The following is a 20,420-nucleotide window of genomic DNA, read 5'->3' on the forward strand; positions in this document are numbered from 1 at the left end:
CCATTGCCAAAGAGAGTGATGTTACTCGATTTTGGCCAATCAACCCACCATATAGGTGGCCGTTGCGCTGGCAATATAGACCTGAGCTTCGTTATGCAGTTCCACGCGGGCTACCGCCACTTTATTGCCGGCGCGCAGCAGAGTGCTGGTGGCGGTAAACCGTTCGCCACGGCCCGGACGCAGGTAGTCTACGCGCAGGTCGATGGTTCCCATGCGGGAGAGGCGTTGGCGCAGCTCTTCTTCGTTGATGGTGTCATGGCGGGTGAGGGTGCTGCCGACGCAGACCAGGCCAGCGGCGACGTCCAGCGCGGAGGCGATCACTCCGCCATGCAAAATACTCTGCGCCCAGTTGCCGACCATCATCGGCTGATTATTAAAGCTGAGCTGGGCAAACGCCTTTTCATAGCGCTCCAGTTCGAGACCGAGGGCACGGTTAAACGGCATGTGATAGACGAAAATCTCCCCCACCAGTTTCAGCGCTGCTTCGGCAGTAAGTTCAGACATAACACCGGTTCCATTCGTTAACAAAATGTTGATTTTATGCTTCTAAAATATTGATTTCCACTTTCGGAGCGGATTAGGGGGCAGGTGATTAATAAACAGGTAGAATGGCTTCAGGTTAAACAAAAATAAAAACTATTTATCAGGAGACCAGCATGCGTATCTCTTTGGCCTGCCTGGTGGCGCTGTGCGCGCTACCGGCCGGTGTTATGGCGCAGGATGCGTCGGTTCACGACAAACCGGCAGTGCGCGGCAGCATTATCGCCAACCTGCTCCAGGACCATGATAATCCTTTCCTGCTCTACCCTTATGAGAGCAACTATCTGCTCTACACATGGACCAGCGACCTCAATAAAGAGGCGATCCGCAGCTATGACTGGGCTGAAAATGCCCGTAAAGATGAAGTGAAATTTCAGCTGAGTCTGGCGTTCCCGCTGTGGCGCGGCATCCTGGGCGATAATTCGCTGCTCGGCGCATCGTACACCCAGAAATCCTGGTGGCAGCTCTCCAACAGCAAAGAGTCGGCGCCGTTTCGCGAAACCAATTACGAGCCCCAGCTGTTTTTGGGCTTTGCGACCGACTACCAGTTTGCCGGCTGGACGCTGCGTGACATCGAGATGGGGTATAACCACGACTCGAATGGTCGTTCCGACCCCACCTCGCGCAGCTGGAACCGGCTTTACGCCCGCCTGATGGCGCAAAACGGCAACTGGCTGGTGGAAGTGAAGCCCTGGTATGTGGTGGGCAACACCGATGATAACCCGGATATCACCAAATATATGGGCTATTACCGGCTGAAGGTGGGCTACCAGCTGGGAGAGGCGATCCTGAGCGCGCAGGGGCAATATAACTGGAACACCGGCTATGGCGGGGCGGAGCTCGGCGTGAGCTATCCCATTACCAAACATGTTCGCGCCTATACGCAGATCTACAGCGGTTACGGCGAATCGCTTATCGACTACAACTTCAATCAAACGCGCGTCGGCGTCGGGCTAATGCTCAACGATCTGTTTTAATCGTTGCACTCTGGCTCGCAGGCGCTGAAAATAGCGCCTGTTTTCTTTTCAGGCAAATGGGGTCAACGTGGCACAGGCGGAAGTATTAAATCAGGAATCGCTGGCGAAGCAGGTTTTACAAGAGACCTTCGGCTACCAGCAGTTCCGTCCTGGCCAGGAAACGATTATCGAGACGGTGCTTGAGGGCCGTGACTGCCTGGTGGTCATGCCGACCGGTGGCGGTAAATCGCTGTGCTATCAAGTGCCGGCGCTGGTCATGGGCGGTTTGACGGTGGTGGTCTCGCCGCTGATCTCGCTGATGAAGGACCAGGTCGATCAGCTGCTGGCCAACGGCGTGGCGGCGGCTTGTCTGAACTCGACGCAAAGCCGCGAGCAGCAGCAGGAAGTGATGGCCGGCTGTCGCAGCGGGCAGGTTCGTCTGCTGTATATCGCGCCGGAACGGTTGATGCTGGATAACTTTCTTGAGCATCTGGCGAACTGGAACCTGGCGATGCTGGCGGTAGACGAAGCGCACTGTATCTCCCAGTGGGGCCATGACTTCCGTCCGGAATATGCCGCGCTGGGCCAGCTGCGTCAGCGGTTGCCGCAGATCCCGTTTATGGCATTGACCGCCACCGCCGATGACACCACCCGCCGTGATATCGTCCGTCTGCTCGGGCTTAACGATCCGCTGATTCAGGTCAGCAGCTTCGACCGGCCGAACATCCGCTATATGCTGATGGAGAAATTCAAACCGCTCGACCAGCTGATGCGCTACGTTCAGGATCAGCGCGGCAAATCGGGCATCATCTACTGCAACAGCCGCTCGAAAGTGGAAGATACCGCCGCGCGTCTGCAGAGCCGCGGCATCAGCGCGGCGGCTTACCATGCTGGTCTGGAAAACACCGTTCGCGCCGACGTGCAGGAGAAATTCCAGCGCGACGATCTGCAGATCGTGGTGGCGACGGTGGCCTTCGGGATGGGTATCAACAAGCCGAACGTCCGCTTTGTGGTGCACTTCGATATCCCGCGCAATATTGAATCCTACTACCAGGAAACCGGCCGCGCCGGGCGTGATGGCCTGCCGGCGGAAGCGATGCTGTTTTACGATCCGGCGGATATGGCGTGGCTGCGCCGCTGTCTGGAGGAAAAAACCGCCGGACCGCTACAGGATATCGAGCGGCATAAGCTGAATGCGATGGGGGCGTTTGCCGAAGCGCAAACCTGTCGTCGTCTGGTGCTGCTGAACTACTTTGGCGAAGGGCGCCAGGAGCCGTGCGGCAACTGCGATATCTGTCTTGACCCACCAAAGCAGTACGATGGCTTAATGGATGCGCGCAAGGCGCTGTCAACGATTTACCGGGTGAATCAACGTTTCGGGATGGGTTACGTGGTGGAGGTCCTGCGCGGGGCCAACAACCAGCGCATCCGTGACATGGGCCACGAGAAGCTGCCGGTTTACGGTATCGGCCGGGAGCAGAGTCACGAGCACTGGGTGAGCGTGATCCGCCAACTGATTCACCTTGGGCTGGTGACGCAGAATATCGCCCAGCACTCCGCACTGCAGCTGACCGAAGCCGCACGACCGGTGCTGCGCGGCGAGGTGCCGCTGCAGCTTGCCGTACCGCGTATCGTGGCGCTGAAGCCGAAGGCGATGCAGAAATCCTTTGGCGGCAATTATGACCGCAAGCTGTTTGCCAAGCTGCGCAAATTGCGTAAAGCGATCGCCGACGAAGAGAATATCCCGCCATACGTGGTCTTCAACGACGCGACGCTGATCGAGATGGCGGAACAGTCGCCACTCACCGCCGGCGAGATGCTCAGCGTCAACGGCGTGGGGACGCGTAAACTTGAGCGCTTCGGTAAAGAATTCATGGCATTGATACGCGCTCATGTCGATGGTGATGATGAGTAGTCAGCCGCGGGAAAAGGTGCCAGAATAGTTTCCCTCTTCACTATTTTCCTGCGAGTTAACTATGCTGATGCTTTTCCTCACCGTGGCGCTGGTGCATATCATTGCGCTGATGAGCCCGGGGCCGGACTTTTTCTTTGTCTCACAAACGGCCATCAGCCGCTCGCGCAGAGAGGCGATGATGGGTGTGCTGGGGATCACCTGCGGCGTCATGATCTGGGCGGGGGTTGCCCTGCTCGGCCTGAACCTGATCCTCGCGCAGATGGCGTGGCTGCATAACATCATCATGGTCGGTGGCGGCCTGTATCTGTGCTGGATGGGCTACCAGATGCTGCGCGGCGCGCTGAAAAAAGAGGCGGTGGCCTCGGCGGAGCCGCAGGTGGAGCTGGCCCGCAGCGGACGCAGCTTCGTGAAGGGACTGCTGACCAATCTGGCGAATCCGAAAGCGATCATCTACTTCGGCTCGGTGTTCTCGCTGTTCGTGGGTGACAGCGTCGGCGCTGGTGCGCGCTGGGGTATTTTCCTGCTGATTATCGTCGAGACGCTGGCCTGGTTTATGGTGGTTGCCAGCCTGTTCTCCCTGCCGGGGATGCGCCGCGGCTATCAGCGGATGGCGAAGTGGATCGATGGTATCGCCGGTACGCTGTTTGCGGGCTTCGGCATCCACCTGATTATCTCGCGTTAACCGGTATGCTGTTTCCCACCCGGCTGTTTCCGGGTGGGAAAGTGTCAGTGGCGAAGCCGCTGCAGCTCATCCTCAGCCAGACCGGTCATTTCCATAATAGCTGCGTCATCAATACCGCGTTTGCGCATTGCTTCGGCAACCTGCAGCAAGGCCTGGTGTTTACCTTCTTTTATGCCCTGCTGTACGCCTTTCTCCATACCTTCTGCAAGCCATGTTTCCGCCAGCGTCATCAGTAATCCTCCATGCTGCGGCACGCGCTGTGCCAGTCCGTACAAGAGTGTCCGTGTATCCTCGGCATCTCCTGCCTGAGCCATATAGTTTACCAATACGGTGATTTGTTGTCCGCTCATCTGCTCCAGCAGTAAGAGATGGGTCAACTTATCCAGCAATTGCGCCATATCGCGCTGGCGGATGTGCTTTTGCACCAGCGTCAGGGCTGCCATGCTGCGGTGCTGCATGATGTCGTCGTCGGGGATCACCGTGATATCGACCAGCGGAAACGCCCCGCTATAGAGCTGGCGGGCGGTCTCAGGATCGGCAAAATTATCCAGCCAGCGCATCGACCAGGGATAGGGGCTGCGTCGTCCCTGATAAAAGAGAATAGGGATAACCAGAGGCAGCGTTTTATGGCCGCTCTCCAGGTGCCGCTGCATGGCGGCGACAGCATAGCGCATTAAGCGAAAGGCCATCAGCTTATCAGGTGCGCTCTGGTGCTCGATCAGAACATGGACATAGCCCGCACCGCGGGTGGTTTCCAGCGAATAAAGGATATCGCTGTAGTAAGGCCTGAGATCGTCTTCGAGAAAGCTGCCGGATTCCAGACGCAGGGTATCCAGTTTGCAGATCTGTATTAACGACGAAGGCAGGTGGAGCTCGATAAAATCGCGCGCCGTCTCTACCCGCGAGAGAAAGGTTTTAAATACCGCATCATGAGGAGTCGCCGTTTCCGCCATTGCCGTTCATCCGTGAATCACGTATCTGGCGGCATCCTGACACGGTGGGTTCAACGCCGACAGCGGGTAAAAAAATTAATTACCCGCTTTGCGTGTCGGCTCGTGCAGAGAGTGCGCGTTTTTCGCCCGGCAAACCTCTCTTTGCGAGCGAGATTCCATGATTCAGGCGTGACGGGCGGAGGCGAGCAGCGCCCCGACCAGCATAAACAGCGACCCAAAGACTTTGTTCAGCGCCTTCATCTGCTTTGGCCCTTTGATCCATGCGGAAATGCGCTGCGCCAGGGTCGCATAGCCAATCATCACAATGATATCGACGACAATGGTGGTGACGCCCAGAACAAGATACTGCATCACCTGCGGCTGGTGCGGCAGGATAAACTGCGGAAACAGGGCGGCCAGAAACACAATGCTTTTGGGGTTGGTTAGATTCACGAACACCGCGCGCTGGAACAGTTTGCCGCGCGTCTGCGCCTTCGCCAGAGTATTCAGGTCGATCGCCCCCGCCGCCCGCCATTGCTGGATCCCCAGCCAGATAAGATAAGCCGCGCCGGCCCATTTCAGCACTTCAAAGGCCAGCACCGAGCGGGAGAAAAGGGTGCCGAGACCAACACCAACCAGCACGATATGAATAACCAGCCCGGTCTGCAAACCGGCAATCGACGCCGCCGCGCCGCGGTAACCGTGGTTAATGGAGGTGGTCATGGTATTAATCGCTCCGGAACCTGGTGACAGGCTGAGAATGATTGATGTCAGCAGGTAGGCGAACCACCACTCAATGGTCATGAGAAACTCCCTGATTGTCTGTTTTTATGCCACAATACGCTATTGTGTCAGCATTGTGTGATACAGGGCAAAAAAACGATTTTCAGCGGTTAACAGGGGTGTAAACCCGATGTTTGGGCAGAAAAAGGACTGGGAAACACGAGAAAACGCGTTTGCGGCCTTTAGCATGGGGCCGCTGACGGATTTCTGGCGACAGCGCGAAGAGGCTGAATTTAAAGGCGTCGATGATGTGCCGGTACGCTTTGTTCGCTTCTGCGCGCAAAATAACGATCGTCTGGTGCTGATTTGCCCCGGGCGCATTGAAAGCTACGTGAAGTATGCCGAAGTCGCCTACGATCTCTTTCACAGCGGCTTTGACGTGATGATTATTGACCATCGCGGCCAGGGACGCTCGGGCCGCCTGCTCTCTGATACCCACCGCGGACACGTCGTCAACTTCAGCGACTATGTCGATGACCTGGCGGCGCTCTGGCAGCAGCAGGTGGTCCCCGGACACTGGCGAAAACGGTTTATCCTCGCTCACTCTATGGGCGGGGCGATTGCCACGCTTTTTCTGCAACGTTACCAGGCGCATTGCGATGCGATTGCGCTCTGCGCGCCGATGTTCGGGATTATCATTCGATTACCGGACTGGATGGTGCGCCATATTCTCGACTGGGCTGAGGGCCATCAGCGCATTCGCGAAGAGTATGCCATCGGCACCGGGCGCTGGCGGGCGCTGCCTTTTGCCGTTAACGTGCTGACGCACAGTCGACAACGCTATCGTCGCAACCTGCGCTTCTATGCCGATGAACCGCGACTGCAGGTTGGCGGCCCGACCTGGCACTGGGTGCGTGAGGGCATGCTGGCCGGCGACGAAGTGCTGGCGAATGTGGAAAAAGACACCGCCCCGACGCTGCTTTTACAGGCAGAGGAGGAGCGGGTGGTCGATAATCTGATGCACGACCGCTATTGTGAATTACGGGCCGCTGCCGGCCATCCCTGTGAGGGCGGTAAACCGCTCGTCATTGAAGGGGCATATCATGAGATCCTTTTTGAAAAGGACGCTATGCGCTCAGTCGCGCTCAATGCCATCGTCGAGTTTTTCAATCGACATACTTAATCCGACGATAACGCTCGTCGCCCTGCTTAGAGGTTAACTTTTTTATGTACCAGGTTGTTGCGTCTGATTTAGACGGCACGCTGCTTTCCCCCGACCATTTCCTGACCCCGTATGCCAAAGAGACGCTGAAATTGCTCACCGCCCGTGGGATCAATTTCGTCTTCGCCACCGGCCGTCACTACATCGACGTCGGGCAGATCCGCGATAATCTCGGCATCCGGTCGTACATGATCACCTCTAACGGCGCCCGGGTTCACGATAGCGATGGTCAGCAAATCTTTGCCCATAACCTCGACCGCGATATTGCCGCCGACCTGTTTGAGATCGTGCGTAACGACCCAAAAATCGTCACTAACGTCTATCGGGAAGACGAGTGGTATATGAACCGCCATCGTCCGGAAGAGATGCGCTTCTTCAAGGAGGCGGTGTTTAACTACAAGCTGTATGAGCCGGGCGAACTGGATCCGCAGGGGATCAGCAAAGTATTCTTTACCTGCGAGGATCACGAGCATCTGCTGCCGCTGGAGCAGGCGATGAACGCCCGCTGGGGCGATCGCGTGAACGTCAGCTTCTCCACCTTAACCTGCCTGGAAGTTATGGCGGGTGGGGTATCGAAGGGGCATGCGCTGGAGGCGGTGGCGAAAATGCTCGGTTACACTCTTGCCGATTGCATCGCCTTCGGCGACGGTATGAACGACGCTGAGATGCTGTCGATGGCCGGCAAGGGCTGCATCATGGCCAACGCCCATCAACGGCTGAAGGATCTGCATCCGGAACTGGAAGTGATCGGCAGTAACGCCGACGATGCGGTCCCGCACTACCTGCGTAAGCTATACCTCGACTGAAAAAGATTGACGACTGGCGAATAACTGTCCAGTCGTCAACCTGACTCTTCGCTACAATGCCTGTTCTTTATCCAACGAGACGACCATTGTGGCGCTGTTAATTATCACCACTATCCTGTGGGCCTTTTCTTTTAGCCTGATTGGCGAATACCTTGCCGGTAGCGTCGACAGCTATTTTTCGGTGCTGATGCGTGTGGGCCTGGCGGCGCTGGTGTTCCTGCCTTTCCTGCGCACGCGCGGCCAGTCTCCGCGCACGATCGTGCTCTATATGCTGGTGGGCGCGATGCAGCTTGGCATCATGTATCTGCTGGCTTTCCGCGCCTATCTCTATCTGACGGTTTCGGAATTTCTGCTGTTTACCGTATTTACCCCGCTGTATATCACGCTGATCTACGACCTGCTCAGCGGACGTAAGCTGCGCTGGGGCTATCTGCTGAGTGCTGCGCTGGCGGTGCTGGGGGCGGCGATTATCCGCTATGACAAAGTCAGCGATCATTTCTGGACCGGGCTGTTACTGGTGCAGTTGTCAAACCTCTGCTTCGCTATCGGCATGGTGGGTTACAAGCGCCTGATGGAGGTACGTCCGATGCCGCAGCACAATGCCTTTGCCTGGTTTTATGTCGGGGCCTTTATCGTGGCGGTGGCAGCGTGGTTTATGCTGGGCAACCCCCAGAAGCTGCCGACCACCACGCTGCAGTGGAGCGTGCTGGTGTGGCTTGGCGTGGTGGCTTCCGGGCTGGGTTACTTTATGTGGAACTATGGCGCCACGCAGGTGGATGCCGGCACGCTGGGGATCATGAACAACGTCCATGTCCCCGCTGGTCTACTGGTTAACCTTGCCATCTGGCAGGAGCAGCCGCACTGGCCGAGCTTTATTAGCGGAGCGTTGGTGATCCTGGCCTCGCTGTGGGTCCATCGCCGCTGGGTCGCTCCGCACTCCGGACAAACGGCAGGTGATCGCAGGCGTGGTTCCGCGCAGAGCGAATAAACGCTTCGGTGACCGGTTGACGCTGTTCGCCATCGCGGACGGCCGCGTACAACCGGCTCCATAATCCCTCACCCAGGGTTTTGGTGACCACCAGGCCCTGGCGTTCAAAGCTTTCCACCACCCAGTGCGGCAGCGCGGCGATGCCCATCCTTGCGGCCACCATCTGGATCAGCAACAGCGTGTTATCGACGCTTTTCAGCTGGGGACTGATGCCGGCCGGCTGCAGGAAATGGCGCCAGATGTCGAGGCGCCCGCGCTGCACGGGATAAATCAGCAGTGTTTCCGCGGCCAGGTCCTCTGGCGTAATCAGCGTCTTCATGGCTAACGGGTGCTCGGGCGCCAGCACCAGACGCACCTCATAATCAAACATCGGCGAGTAGTGCAGACCGCTGCGCGGCAGGATATCGGAGGTCATCACCAGATCCAGTTCGCCCTGCTGCAGCGCAGGCTGCGGGTCGAAGGTCACTCCGGAATGGAAGTCGACCTCCACGTGCGGCCAGCGGGCGCGGAAATTCTCCAGCGCCGGCGTCAGCCACTGAATACAGCTGTGACATTCGATAGCCAGCCGCAGCCGGGTCTGCTGTGGTTCGTTACAGTCCTGCAGGGCGCGAGCGATCTGCGGTAGCACCTGATTGGCCAACTGCAGCAGAATTTCCCCTTGCGGCGTGAAGCGTAGTGGCTGGCTTTTACGCACAAACAAACGGAAGCCAAGGCGCTGTTCCAGATCGCTGAACTGGTGAGACAAGGCGGACTGGGTCTGGTGCAAGGCCGCTGCCGCACCCGCCAGTGAACCGCTGTTCCGCAACGCTTGCAGCGTTTTCAGATGTTTAATTTCGATCATGAAAGTCCTTCACTTCGCCATGAGCAATTTGCGCTTGAGGAATATACAGTAACTGTCAATTATGGATGTGTAAACATCTGGACGTCTAAAACTCGTCATATTTCGACTTGCAGATGCGTTGGCTGCCTCGCTTACCCCAGTCACTTACTTCAGTAAGCTCCTGGGGATGCGCATCGTTGCCGCCTTCCTGCAAGCCGAACTATTTAGAGTTTTTCTTCAGATTCAATGAAATAAGAGAGGAACAAAAATGACAATTATTAACCACACCCTCGGTTTTCCTCGCGTTGGCCTGCGCCGCGAGCTGAAAAAAGCGCAAGAGAGCTACTGGGCGGGCAACGCCACTCGCGAGGAACTGCTGACAGTAGGCCGTGAGCTGCGTGCCCGCCACTGGGAGCAGCAGAAACAGGCGGGCGTTGATCTGCTGCCGGTGGGGGATTTCGCCTGGTACGACCATGTTCTGACTACCAGCCTGCTGCTTGGCAACGTGCCGGCTCGTCATCAGAACAAAGACGGATCCATCGATATCGATACCCTGTTCCGCATTGGCCGCGGCCGTGCGCCGACTGGCGAACCGGCCGCCGCTGCGGAAATGACCAAATGGTTTAACACCAACTATCACTACATGGTGCCGGAGTTCGTGAAGGGCCAGCAGTTCAAACTGACCTGGACCCAACTGCTGGATGAAGTAGACGAAGCGCTGGCGCTGGGCCACAAGATCAAGCCCGTGCTGCTGGGGCCGGTAACGTACCTGTGGCTGGGTAAAGTGAAAGGTGAACCGTTTGACCGTCTGAGCCTGCTGAATGACATACTGCCGGTTTACCAGCAGGTGCTGGCCGAACTGGCGAAGCGCGGCATCGAGTGGGTGCAGATTGATGAACCGGCGCTGGTGCTGGAGCTGCCGCCAGCGTGGCTGGAGGCCTTTAAACCGGCTTATGACGCCCTGCAGGGCCAGGTGAAACTGCTGCTGACCACCTATTTTGAAGGCATTAGTGACAATCTCGCGACCATTGCTGCGCTACCGGTCCAGGGGCTGCACGTCGATCTGGTGCACGGCAAAGATGATGTTGCCGAGCTGCACAACCGCCTGCCGGCCGACTGGCTGCTGTCTGCGGGTCTGATCAACGGGCGCAACGTCTGGCGCGCCGATCTCACCGAAAAGTATGCGCAAATTAAAGACCTCGTCGGTAAACGCGACCTCTGGGTCGCGTCATCCTGTTCTCTGCTGCATAGCCCGATCGATCTGAGCGTGGAGACGCGCCTTGATGCGGAAGTGAAGAGCTGGTTTGCCTTCGCGCTGCAGAAATGCGGCGAGCTGGCGCTGCTGCGCGATGCGCTGAACAGTGGCGATACGGCGGCGATTACCGAGTGGAGCGCGCCAATCCAGGCCCGTCGCCATTCGACCCGCGTGCACAACGCGGAAGTGGAAAAACGGCTGGCGGCGATCACCGCTCAGGACAGCCAGCGTGCCAGCCCCTATGAGGTTCGCGCGCAGGCACAGCGCCAGCGCTTTAACCTGCCGAAATGGCCGACCACCACCATCGGGTCATTCCCGCAAACGACGGAGATCCGCGGTCTGCGCCTGGACTTCAAAAAGGGCAACCTTGACGCCAGTCATTATCGGACGGGGATTGCGGAACATATTAAGCAGGCGATCGTCGAGCAGGAGCGGTTAGGTTTAGACGTACTGGTGCACGGAGAAGCCGAGCGGAACGACATGGTGGAATACTTCGGTGAACATCTGGACGGTTTTATCTTCACGCAAAACGGCTGGGTGCAGAGCTATGGTTCCCGTTGCGTGAAGCCGCCGGTGGTGATCGGCGACGTCAGCCGTCCGCAGGCGATCACCGTCGACTGGGCGAAGTACGCGCAGTCGCTGACCGACAAGCCAGTGAAAGGGATGCTCACTGGACCGGTGACCATTCTGTGCTGGTCCTTCCCGCGGGAAGATGTCAGCCGTGAAACCATCGCGAAACAGATTGCGCTGGCCCTGCGTGATGAAGTGGCGGATCTGGAAGCGGCGGGGATCGGCATCATCCAGATTGATGAGCCGGCGCTGCGCGAAGGGTTACCGCTGAAGCGCAGCGACTGGGATGCCTATCTGCAGTGGGGTGTGGAAGCCTTCCGCCTTAATGCTGCGGTCGCCAAAGACGACACTCAGATCCACACCCACATGTGCTATTGCGAGTTCAACGACATCATGGACTCCATTGCCGCGCTGGATGCCGACGTGATCACCATTGAAACCTCGCGGTCCGATATGGAGCTGCTGGAGTCGTTCGAAGCGTTCGAGTATCCCAATGAGATCGGGCCGGGGGTATATGATATTCACTCGCCGAACGTGCCGAGTGTGGAGTGGATAGAAGCGCTGCTGGCAAAAGCCGCGCAGCGTATCCCGGCGGAGCGGCTGTGGGTTAACCCGGACTGCGGCCTGAAAACTCGCGGCTGGCCGGAAACCCGCGCCGCGCTGGCGAATATGGTGCAAGCGGCGCAGAACCTGCGCCAGTCCGCCTGATCGTTACGCAAAAAATCAAAAAGGAGGCATTTGCCTCCTTTTTTCATGCATTGGGTGATTATGCTTTTTTACCGCCATACTGAGCAAACCACGCGAGCATGCGCTGCCAGCCGTCTTTGGCTGACTCTTCATGATAGCTGGCGCGATAGTCGGCGTTAAAGGCATGATCGGCTTCGGGATAGACCACGATTTCCGCTGTGGCGTTGGCCGCCCGCAGCGCCTGACGCATGGTCTCGATGGTGTCCTGTGGAATACTGGCGTCTTTAGCGCCGTACAGACCAAGCACCGGGGCGTTGAGATCGACCGCGATATCTACCGGATGCTTCGGTGAATTCAGCGATTTTTCTCCCACCAGCTTGCCGTACCAGGCCACGCCTGCCTTCAGCTGCGGGTTATGCGCGGCATACAGCCAGGTAATGCGTCCGCCCCAGCAGAAGCCGGTGATTAGCAGACGATGGGCATCGCCGCCGTGGCGCGCCGCCCAGCTGGCGACATGGTCGAGATCCGCCAGCACCTGCGCGTCCGGCACCTTGGTAACCAGCTCTTTGAACAGGGTCGGGATATCGTGGTACTCATTCGGATCGCCCTGACGGAAGTACAATTCAGGCGCAATAGCCAGATAGCCTTCCTGCGCCAGGCGGCGACAAAGATCGCGAATATGTTCATGCACGCCGAAAATTTCCTGTACCACGATAACGATCGGCAGCGGACCGTCGGCATTTTTCGGGCGGGCGTGGTAGGCCGGCATGTTTTCACCCTGAGAGGGAATAGACGTCTCTCCGGCGATAATATGCTCTTCCGGCGTATGAACGGCGGTGGCGGCGTGTGGTGAAGCTGCAGGTGCGAATCCAGGTTGCTTGGTGGTGGTCATGGTATTCTCCGTACCCTTATTTATTAGCGCATCAATAACTATAGACCCTTTACCTTTAGTTCGGGCGGTAATAAAGCACAGTGCCTGAAAGCGGCTATCTTTTGTTCTGTGACGATGAATATAACTTGTTAATGTGATGTGTATCACTGTTTACTGAAAAACAACTGCAATCATTATTGGTCTTGGTGACTATCATCACAAAATGTTGCCAGGGGCTTCTGTACAGTACCGTTTTGCTTCTGCTGATAATTCGACCCACAGAGGAGTTTTTTATGTCCAAGTCTGATGTTTTTCATCTCGGCCTCACCAAGAACGATTTACAAGGGGCTACGCTGGCTATCGTCCCTGGCGATCCGGACCGTGTGGAAAAGATCGCCGCGCTGATGGATAAGCCGGTCAAGCTGGCATCCCACCGCGAATTTACCTCCTGGCGCGCGGAGCTGGACGGCAAGCCGGTGATCGTCTGCTCTACCGGCATCGGCGGCCCGTCGACTTCTATCGCCGTGGAAGAGCTGGCGCAGCTGGGCGTGCGTACCTTCCTGCGTATCGGCACCACCGGCGCGATTCAACCGCACATTAACGTTGGCGATGTGCTGGTTACGACCGCTTCCGTTCGCCTGGACGGCGCCAGCCTGCACTTCGCGCCGATGGAGTTCCCGGCCGTCGCAGACTTCGCCTGCACCACCGCGCTGGTGGAAGCGGCGAAATCTATTGGTGCCACCACCCATATCGGCGTGACCGCCTCTTCGGATACCTTCTACCCAGGCCAGGAGCGTTACGACACCTTCTCCGGCCGCGTGGTGAGCCGCTTCAAGGGCTCAATGGAAGAGTGGCAGGCAATGGGCGTGATGAACTATGAAATGGAATCCGCCACGCTGCTGACCATGTGCGCCAGCCAGGGCCTGCGTGCCGGGATGGTCGCCGGGGTTATTGTGAACCGTACCCAGCAAGAGATCCCTAACGCCGAAACCATGAAGCAAACCGAAAGCCACGCGGTCAAAATCGTCGTGGAAGCGGCGCGTCGTCTGCTGTAATTCAACCCCTTCTCTGTCAGGCCGGATCCTCCGGCCTTTCTTTTTTGCGTTGCTCCTCGCAGGAAATCCCTTTTAAACTGGACGTTTGTACAGCACAATTCTATTTTGTGCCATCAGGTTATCGCAGGGGGCGTCGTGGATCTCTCAATCATTATCAGCGCGGTTATCGCACTGGCTGCCGGGTTAATGGTCGGCTGGCTGGCAACCAAAGCGCGCGCCGACCAAATCCGGGCCGATCTCATTGAGGAGCGGCGAGAGCTGGATATTGAGCTGAGCGCCGCCCGTCAGCAGCTGGTGCAGGAGGCCCACTGGCGTGAGGAGTGCGAGCTGCTGAACAATGAGCTGCGCAGTCTGCGGGATATCAATACCTCGCTGGAGGCCGATCTGCGTGAGGTCACCACCCGGCTCGAATCCACCCAGCTGCATGCGGAAGATAAGATCCGTCAGATGGTTAACAGCGAGCAGCGCCTGAGCGAGCAGTTTGAAAACCTCGCCAACCGTATTTTCGAACACAGCAACCGGCGCGTCGATGAGCAAAACCGCCAGAGTCTGCATGGTCTGCTGACCCCGCTGCGCGAACAGCTCGACGGGTTCCGTCGCCAGGTGCAGGAGAGCTTTGGCCAGGAGGCGCGGGAAAGGCACACCCTGGCGCATGAGATCCGCAATCTTCAGCAGTTGAATGCGCAGATGGCGCAGGAGGCACTGAACCTGACGAAAGCGCTGAAAGGTGATAACAAAACCCAGGGCAACTGGGGGGAAGTGGTCTTAACCCGCGTGCTGGAGGCCTCCGGCCTGCGCGAAGGCTATGAGTACCAGACCCAGGTCAGTATCGAGACCGATAACCGCTCGCGGATGCAGCCCGACGTCATTGTCCGCCTGCCGCAGGGCAAGGACGTGGTGATCGACGCCAAAATGACCCTGGTCGCCTATGAGCGCTATTTCAACGCCGAAGACGACTACACCCGCGAAGTCGCGCTGCAGGAACATCTTGCCTCGGTGCGAAACCATATTCGCCTGCTGGGACGCAAGGATTATCAACAACTGCCGGGGCTGCGCTCTCTCGACTACGTGCTGATGTTTATTCCCGTCGAGCCGGCGTTCCTGGTGGCCATCGACCGTCAGCCCGAGCTCATCAGCGAGGCGTTGCAAAATAATATCATGCTGGTCAGCCCGACGACGCTGCTGGTAGCCCTGCGTACTATCGCCAATCTGTGGCGCTATGAGCATCAGAGCCGCAACGCGCAGAAGATCGCCGAGCGGGCGGGGCGCCTTTACGACAAAATGCGCCTGTTTGTGGATGATATGTCCGCCATCGGCCAGAGTCTGGATAAGGCGCAAGAGAACTATCGCCAGGCGATGAAAAAGCTCGCTTCCGGGCGCGGGAATCTGCTGGCCCAGGCGGAGGCCTTTCGCGGCCTGGGGGTGGAGGTGAAGCGCGGGATAAATCCTGATTTAGTCGAACAAGCCACTGCCCAGGACGATGAATATCGTCTCGAAGACGAGGATAACCTCCCGGAAAATGACGCATTTTCACCCGACTCTGCCGAGGCGTTACATAATCGGGAGGCGGCTCCGCCACGTTGAAACGTATGGGAAATGCGCTGAATCTGATACACTCAGTGAACATTTTCTTGAAAAGCAAGCAGGCATAGAGATGGTTGAGGATTCACAAGAAACGACGCACTTTGGCTTTCAGACGGTCGCTAAAGAGCAGAAACAGGACATGGTGGCGCATGTATTCCATTCTGTCGCGGCAAAGTATGATGTGATGAACGACTTGATGTCGTTTGGTATCCATCGTTTGTGGAAGCGTTTCACCATCGACTGCAGCGGCGTACGTCGCGGGCAGACCGTGCTGGATCTGGCGGGGGGGACCGGCGATTTGACGGCCAAGTTCTCCCGTCTGGTAGGGGAAACCGGCCGCGTCATGCTTGCTGATATCAATGATTCCATGCTCAAAATGGGCCGCGAAAAGCTGCGTAATATCGGCATCGTGGGTAACGTTGAGTATGTTCAGGCCAACGCGGAAGCCCTGCCGTTTGCTGATAACACCTTTGACTGCATCACCATCTCTTTCGGTCTGCGTAACGTTACCGATAAAGAAAAAGCGCTGCGTTCGATGTACCGCGTGCTGAAGCCAGGCGGACGTCTGCTGGTGCTGGAGTTTTCTAAACCGATTATCGAACCGCTCAGCAAAGCCTACGACGCTTACTCCTTCCATATCCTGCCGAAGGTGGGGGAACTGGTGGCAAAAGACGGCGACAGCTATCGCTACCTGGCAGAATCTATCCGTATGCACCCGGATCAGGAAACCCTGAAAGGGATGATGCAGGATGCCGGTTTTGAAAGTGTCGACTACCACAACCTGACGGCGGGTATCGTTGCTTTGCATCGCGGTTACAAGTTCTGACAGGAGGGACGCTATGCCTTTCACACCCCTGGTGACCGCTAGCATTGAGACGGCGCTGAATACTTTTCTCTGGCGTGACAAGGCGCTAAAACCCGCTCGTCAGCGCCTGCTGGGTAAGGTATTGCGAGTTCAACTGCAGGACTTCTCCACCCCGATCGTACTGGCGTTCAGCGAACGCCAGATAGATGTCCTGAGCGCCTGGGAGGGAGAGGCCGACTGCACTGTGATTACCCGGCTCAGCGTGCTGCCCAAACTGCGTAATCGTCAGCAGCTCACGGCGCTTATCCGTAGCGGTGATCTGGAAGTGCAGGGCGATCTGCAGGTGGTGCAGAATATGGTCTCCCTGTGCGATCTGGCGGAGTTCGATCCCGCTGAACTGCTGGCGCCTTATACTGGCGATATCGTGGCTGAAGGCGTTGGCAAAGTCCTCCGCGGCGGCGCTCAGTTTTTACTGAAAGGCGCGCAGCGCCAGCAGCGCTATGTCGCAGAAGCGATCACTGAAGAGTGGCGACTGGCACCGGGGCCGCTGGAGCTGGCATGGTTTGCGGAAGAAACGACGGCTATTGAACGCGCGCTGGCCGCACTGGAAAAACGGCTGGAAACGCTGGAGGGCAAATGACGCCAGGAGAATTACGGCGCCTGTATTTCATCATCCACACCTTTTTGAGCTACGGGCTCGATGAGCTCATCCCCAAAATTCGTCTCACGCTGCCGCTGCGTATCTGGCGGCGGATGCTGTTCTGGATGCCAAATCGTCATCAAGACCAACCCCTTGGCACTCGTCTGCGCCTGGCGCTTCAGGAGCTGGGGCCGGTGTGGATTAAATTTGGCCAGATGCTTTCCACCCGCCGGGATCTCTTCCCGCCGCATATTGCCGATCAGCTGGCGCTGTTGCAGGACCGCGTAGCGCCCTTTGAAGGAAAGCTCGCGCAGCAGCAGATAGAGAAAGCGATGGGGGGCCTGCCGGTGGAAGCCTGGTTTGATGATTTCTCCGTAGAGCCGTTAGCCTCGGCGTCCATCGCCCAGGTGCATACCGCACGTCTGAAAGAGAATGGCAAAGAGGTGGTGATCAAGGTTATCCGCCCGGATATTTTGCCGATCATTAAAGCGGACATGAAGCTCATCTACCGCCTGGCGCGCTGGGTACCGCGTCTGCTGCCTGACGGCCGCCGTCTGCGCCCGCAGGAGGTGGTTCGCGAATATGAAAAAACGCTGCTGGACGAGCTGAACCTGTTGCGGGAATCCGCCAACGCCATTCAGCTGCGGCGTAATTTCGAAGATAGTCCGATGCTGTACGTGCCGGAGGTGTACCCCGACTACTGCAGCGAAAGCATGATGGTGATGGAGCGCATCTACGGTATCCCGGTGTCCGACGTGGAGGCGCTGGAGGCCCAGGGGACCAACATGCAGCTGCTGGCGGAGCGGGGCGTGCAGGTCTTCTTTACCCAGGTGTTCCGCGACAGCTTCTTTCATGCCGATATGCACCCTGGCAACATATTCGTCAGCTACGAGCACCCGGAAGATCCGCAGTATATCGGCATCGACTGCGGTATTGTCGGCTCGCTGAACAAAGAAGATAAGCGCTATCTGGCGGAAAACTTTATCGCCTTCTTTAACCGCGATTATCGTAAGGTGGCTGAGCTGCACGTCGATTCCGGTTGGGTACCGCCCGATACGAATGTCGAAGAGTTTGAGTTCGCGATCCGCACGGTCTGCGAGCCGATCTTTGAGAAGCCGCTGGCGGAGATCTCCTTCGGCCACGTGCTGCTTAATCTCTTCAATACCGCGCGGCGTTTCAATATGGAAGTCCAGCCGCAGCTCGTTTTACTACAGAAGACATTACTTTACGTAGAAGGGGTAGGCCGGCAGCTCTATCCTCAGTTAGACTTGTGGAAAACGGCGAAGCCTTTCCTCGAGTCGTGGATCAAAGATCAGGTCGGCATTCCGGCGCTGGTGCGCGCGTTTAAAGACAAAGCGCCGTTCTGGATCGAAAGAATGCCTGAAATACCTGAGCTGGTGTATCAGAGCCTGCAGCAGAGCAAACAGCTGCAGACCAGCGTCGATACCATCGTGCGGGATATGCATGTGCGTCATGTGCGCCAGGGCCAATCCCGTTATCTGTTTGGTATAGGCGCGGTTTTATTGCTCAGTGGTACGCTGCTCTTTATCCATCGCCCTGAGTGGGGAATGATGCCCGGCTGGTTGATGGCCGGCGGTGTGGTGACCTGGCTGATTGGCTGGCGGAAAACCCACTGATCGGTTCGCCTCTTCATGACGCAGGCTTATTTGCGCAAAATCATGCCGGCGGCCTGACGAAGAGGCGGCTCGCAGGATGGCGTGTATAATGCGTCCACATAATTCATCATCTGTCATAGGGGAACGTGTATGGGTGGTATCAGTATTTGGCAGTTATTAATTGTTGTCGTCATCGTAGTTCTGCTTTTTGGGACGAAGAAGCTGAGCTCACTGGGGTCAGACTTAGGGGCATCTATCAAAGGCTTTAAAAAAGCCATGAGTGATGATGATAAACCCGAAAAGTCGGCGCCAGACGCAGATTTCACGGCGAAAACCATCGCCGATAAACAGGATGATGCAAAAAAAGACGAGACAAAACGCCACGACAAAGAGCAGGTGTAACTCGTGTTCGATATTGGTTTTAGTGAACTACTGCTGGTGTTTGTGATTGGCCTCATTGTTCTGGGGCCACAGCGGCTTCCCGTCGCGGTTAAAACGGTGGTTGGCTGGATCCGTACGCTACGCTCGCTGGCGACCACGGTACAAAATGAGCTGGCCCAGGAGCTAAAACTGCAGGAGTTCCAGGAGAGCCTCAAGAAGGTGGAAAAGGCTAGCCTGAATAACCTGACGCCGGAGCTGAAAGCCTCCATGGATGAACTGCGCGAGGCCGCGGAGTCGATGAAGCGCTCCTATAGCGCCCACGATCCTGAAAAGGCCAGCGACGAAGCCAATACTATCCTTAATCCGGTGGTGAAAGGCAGTGAAGCGCAGCGCCAGGACGTCACGCCGGCGACGGCAGAACATCAGGCCAGCGCTCCGGCTCATGCGCCGGAACCTGTCGCCGATGAGCAACCCGCTTCACCGGCTGAACTTCCGGCAGAGAAAACATCCGCTACGGCGGCAGCCCCTCATTCTTCCCCCGCATCGAGTGATAAACCGTAAACATGGGCGTAGACGATACACAACCGCTAATTTCGCATCTGATTGAGCTGCGCAAGCGTCTGCTCAACAGCATCATTGCTATCCTGGTGATCTTCCTGGCGCTGGTCTATTTCGCCAATGATATCTACCAGCTGGTCTCGGCCCCGCTTATCAGCAAGATGCCGGTAGGCGCGACGATGATCGCCACTGATGTCGCTTCACCTTTCTTCACGCCGATAAAGCTGACCTTCATGGTGTCGGTGATCCTGTCAGTGCCGATTATTCTTTACCAGGTATGGGCCTTCGTCGCGCCGGCGCTGTATAAGCACGAGCGCCGGCTGGTGGTGCCTTTACTGGTATCCAGTACGCTGCTGTTCTATATCGGCATGGCTTTCGCTTATTTTGTCGTGTTTCCGCTGGCGTTCGGCTTCCTGACCCATGCTGCACCGGAGGGGGTGCTGGTCTCGACCGATATCCGCAGCTATCTCGACTTCGTGATGGCGCTGTTTATGGCTTTCGGGGTCTCTTTTGAGGTACCGGTCGCCATTGTGCTGCTCTGCTGGATGGGCGTTACCACGCCGGAAGAGCTGCGCAAAAAACGGCCGTATGTGCTGGTGGGCGCCTTCGTGGTGGGTATGCTGCTGACACCGCCGGACGTATTCTCGCAGACGCTGCTGGCCATTCCTATGTACTGTCTGTTTGAAGTCGGGGTGTTCTTCGCCCGCTTCTACACCGGGAAGCGCCTGACGCGTGATGACGACGCTGCGGCCGAAGCTGAAGCCGCGGAGCACAGAGAAGAGTAATACCGCCAACCGCCCGTCAGGGCGGTTGT

Annotated in this window: 20 protein-coding genes; 15 read left to right on the top strand and 5 right to left on the bottom strand. The window is 57.3% G+C overall.

Annotated elements, in window-relative coordinates:
- Positions 1–39 precede the first annotated feature (39 nt).
- A complete protein-coding gene (yigI, locus tag N438_RS26715; protein ID WP_002883404.1) occupies positions 40–504 on the bottom strand; it encodes an acyl-CoA thioesterase YigI in 465 nt (154 codons plus the stop codon).
- Positions 505–656: 152 nt separating this feature from the next.
- Here yigI and pldA point away from each other — a divergent pair, with 152 nt between their 5' ends.
- From pldA to rhtC, 3 genes are all read left to right on the top strand, one after another.
- Complete coding sequence (pldA, locus tag N438_RS26720) at positions 657–1,517, top strand: phospholipase A (protein ID WP_002883408.1); 861 nt, start codon at positions 657–659, stop codon at positions 1,515–1,517.
- Between the two features lie 67 nt (positions 1,518–1,584).
- On the top strand, positions 1,585–3,411 hold the full coding sequence (gene recQ / locus N438_RS26725; RefSeq protein ID WP_072125568.1) for an ATP-dependent DNA helicase RecQ: 1,827 nt from the start codon (positions 1,585–1,587) through the stop codon (positions 3,409–3,411).
- 61 nt (positions 3,412–3,472) lie between these two features.
- Positions 3,473–4,093, top strand: coding sequence for a threonine export protein RhtC (rhtC, locus tag N438_RS26730; protein ID WP_012969189.1), 621 nt, complete (start codon positions 3,473–3,475; stop codon positions 4,091–4,093).
- Between the two features lie 44 nt (positions 4,094–4,137).
- Here the strand turns inward: rhtC and N438_RS26735 are convergent, their stop codons facing one another.
- Positions 4,138–5,046, bottom strand: coding sequence for an Rpn family recombination-promoting nuclease/putative transposase (locus tag N438_RS26735; RefSeq protein ID WP_012969188.1), 909 nt, complete (start codon positions 5,044–5,046; stop codon positions 4,138–4,140).
- Between the two features lie 162 nt (positions 5,047–5,208).
- The gene (rhtB, locus tag N438_RS26740) at positions 5,209–5,829 is read right to left on the bottom strand and encodes a homoserine/homoserine lactone efflux protein (protein ID WP_008807943.1); all 621 of its coding nucleotides are present in this window, start codon (positions 5,827–5,829) and stop codon (positions 5,209–5,211) included.
- A gap of 109 nt (positions 5,830–5,938) precedes the next feature.
- On the opposite strand from rhtB, the gene pldB reads away from it, so the two are divergent.
- From pldB to N438_RS26755, 3 genes are all read left to right on the top strand, one after another.
- Positions 5,939–6,931 carry a lysophospholipase L2 gene (gene pldB, locus N438_RS26745; RefSeq protein ID WP_008807942.1) on the top strand — a complete coding sequence of 331 codons (993 nt, stop codon included), beginning with the start codon at positions 5,939–5,941 and terminating at the stop codon, positions 6,929–6,931.
- 44 nt (positions 6,932–6,975) lie between these two features.
- Complete coding sequence (yigL, locus tag N438_RS26750) at positions 6,976–7,776, top strand: sugar/pyridoxal phosphate phosphatase YigL (RefSeq protein WP_008807941.1); 801 nt, start codon at positions 6,976–6,978, stop codon at positions 7,774–7,776.
- 88 nt (positions 7,777–7,864) lie between these two features.
- Entirely contained in the window at positions 7,865–8,764 is a 900-nt protein-coding gene (locus N438_RS26755) for a carboxylate/amino acid/amine transporter (protein WP_008807940.1), read from the top strand.
- On the opposite strand, the gene metR is transcribed toward N438_RS26755, so the two are convergent.
- Entirely contained in the window at positions 8,652–9,605 is a 954-nt protein-coding gene (gene metR, locus N438_RS26760) for an HTH-type transcriptional regulator MetR (protein ID WP_023296876.1), read from the bottom strand. The two genes, N438_RS26755 and metR, sit on opposite strands and share 113 nt — an antisense overlap.
- 247 nt (positions 9,606–9,852) lie before the next feature.
- Here metR and metE point away from each other — a divergent pair, with 247 nt between their 5' ends.
- The gene (gene metE / locus N438_RS26765) at positions 9,853–12,117 is read left to right on the top strand and encodes a 5-methyltetrahydropteroyltriglutamate--homocysteine S-methyltransferase (protein ID WP_016160079.1); all 2,265 of its coding nucleotides are present in this window, start codon (positions 9,853–9,855) and stop codon (positions 12,115–12,117) included.
- A gap of 58 nt (positions 12,118–12,175) precedes the next feature.
- Here metE and N438_RS26770 read toward each other — a convergent pair whose 3' ends face one another.
- Positions 12,176–12,988: a dienelactone hydrolase family protein gene (locus N438_RS26770; protein ID WP_008807937.1), complete on the bottom strand. Its 813-nt coding sequence runs from the start codon at positions 12,986–12,988 to the stop codon at positions 12,176–12,178.
- Between the two features lie 272 nt (positions 12,989–13,260).
- Here N438_RS26770 and udp point away from each other — a divergent pair, with 272 nt between their 5' ends.
- The 8 genes from udp (at position 13,261) to tatC (ending at position 20,391) form a co-directional block, all read left to right on the top strand.
- Positions 13,261–14,022, top strand: a complete 762-nt coding sequence (gene udp / locus N438_RS26775) for a uridine phosphorylase (protein ID WP_046881997.1) — start codon at positions 13,261–13,263, stop codon at positions 14,020–14,022.
- A gap of 135 nt (positions 14,023–14,157) precedes the next feature.
- Positions 14,158–15,606 (top strand): DNA recombination protein RmuC, encoded by a 1,449-nt coding sequence (rmuC, locus tag N438_RS26780; protein WP_012543222.1) that lies wholly within the window; start codon positions 14,158–14,160, stop codon positions 15,604–15,606.
- A gap of 70 nt (positions 15,607–15,676) precedes the next feature.
- Positions 15,677–16,432 carry a bifunctional demethylmenaquinone methyltransferase/2-methoxy-6-polyprenyl-1,4-benzoquinol methylase UbiE gene (gene ubiE / locus N438_RS26785; RefSeq protein WP_008807935.1) on the top strand — a complete coding sequence of 252 codons (756 nt, stop codon included), beginning with the start codon at positions 15,677–15,679 and terminating at the stop codon, positions 16,430–16,432.
- 13 nt (positions 16,433–16,445) lie between these two features.
- Positions 16,446–17,051, top strand: a complete 606-nt coding sequence (locus tag N438_RS26790) for an SCP2 domain-containing protein (protein ID WP_046881996.1) — start codon at positions 16,446–16,448, stop codon at positions 17,049–17,051.
- Positions 17,048–18,688, top strand: a complete 1,641-nt coding sequence (ubiB, locus tag N438_RS26795; RefSeq protein ID WP_008807933.1) for a ubiquinone biosynthesis regulatory protein kinase UbiB — start codon at positions 17,048–17,050, stop codon at positions 18,686–18,688. The genes N438_RS26790 and ubiB overlap by 4 nt, the downstream gene beginning before the upstream one ends.
- A 129-nt stretch (positions 18,689–18,817) precedes the next feature.
- Complete coding sequence (tatA, locus tag N438_RS26800) at positions 18,818–19,069, top strand: Sec-independent protein translocase subunit TatA (protein ID WP_002883425.1); 252 nt, start codon at positions 18,818–18,820, stop codon at positions 19,067–19,069.
- Between the two features lie 3 nt (positions 19,070–19,072).
- Complete coding sequence (gene tatB / locus N438_RS26805) at positions 19,073–19,609, top strand: Sec-independent protein translocase protein TatB (protein ID WP_046881995.1); 537 nt, start codon at positions 19,073–19,075, stop codon at positions 19,607–19,609.
- Between the two features lie 2 nt (positions 19,610–19,611).
- Positions 19,612–20,391, top strand: a complete 780-nt coding sequence (gene tatC / locus N438_RS26810) for a Sec-independent protein translocase subunit TatC (RefSeq protein ID WP_004886745.1) — start codon at positions 19,612–19,614, stop codon at positions 20,389–20,391.
- Positions 20,392–20,420: the final 29 nt, after the last annotated feature.

Source organism: Klebsiella sp. GL120222-02 (genome assembly GCF_003097195.1).
Classification (GTDB): domain Bacteria; phylum Pseudomonadota; class Gammaproteobacteria; order Enterobacterales; family Enterobacteriaceae; genus Klebsiella; species Klebsiella variicola.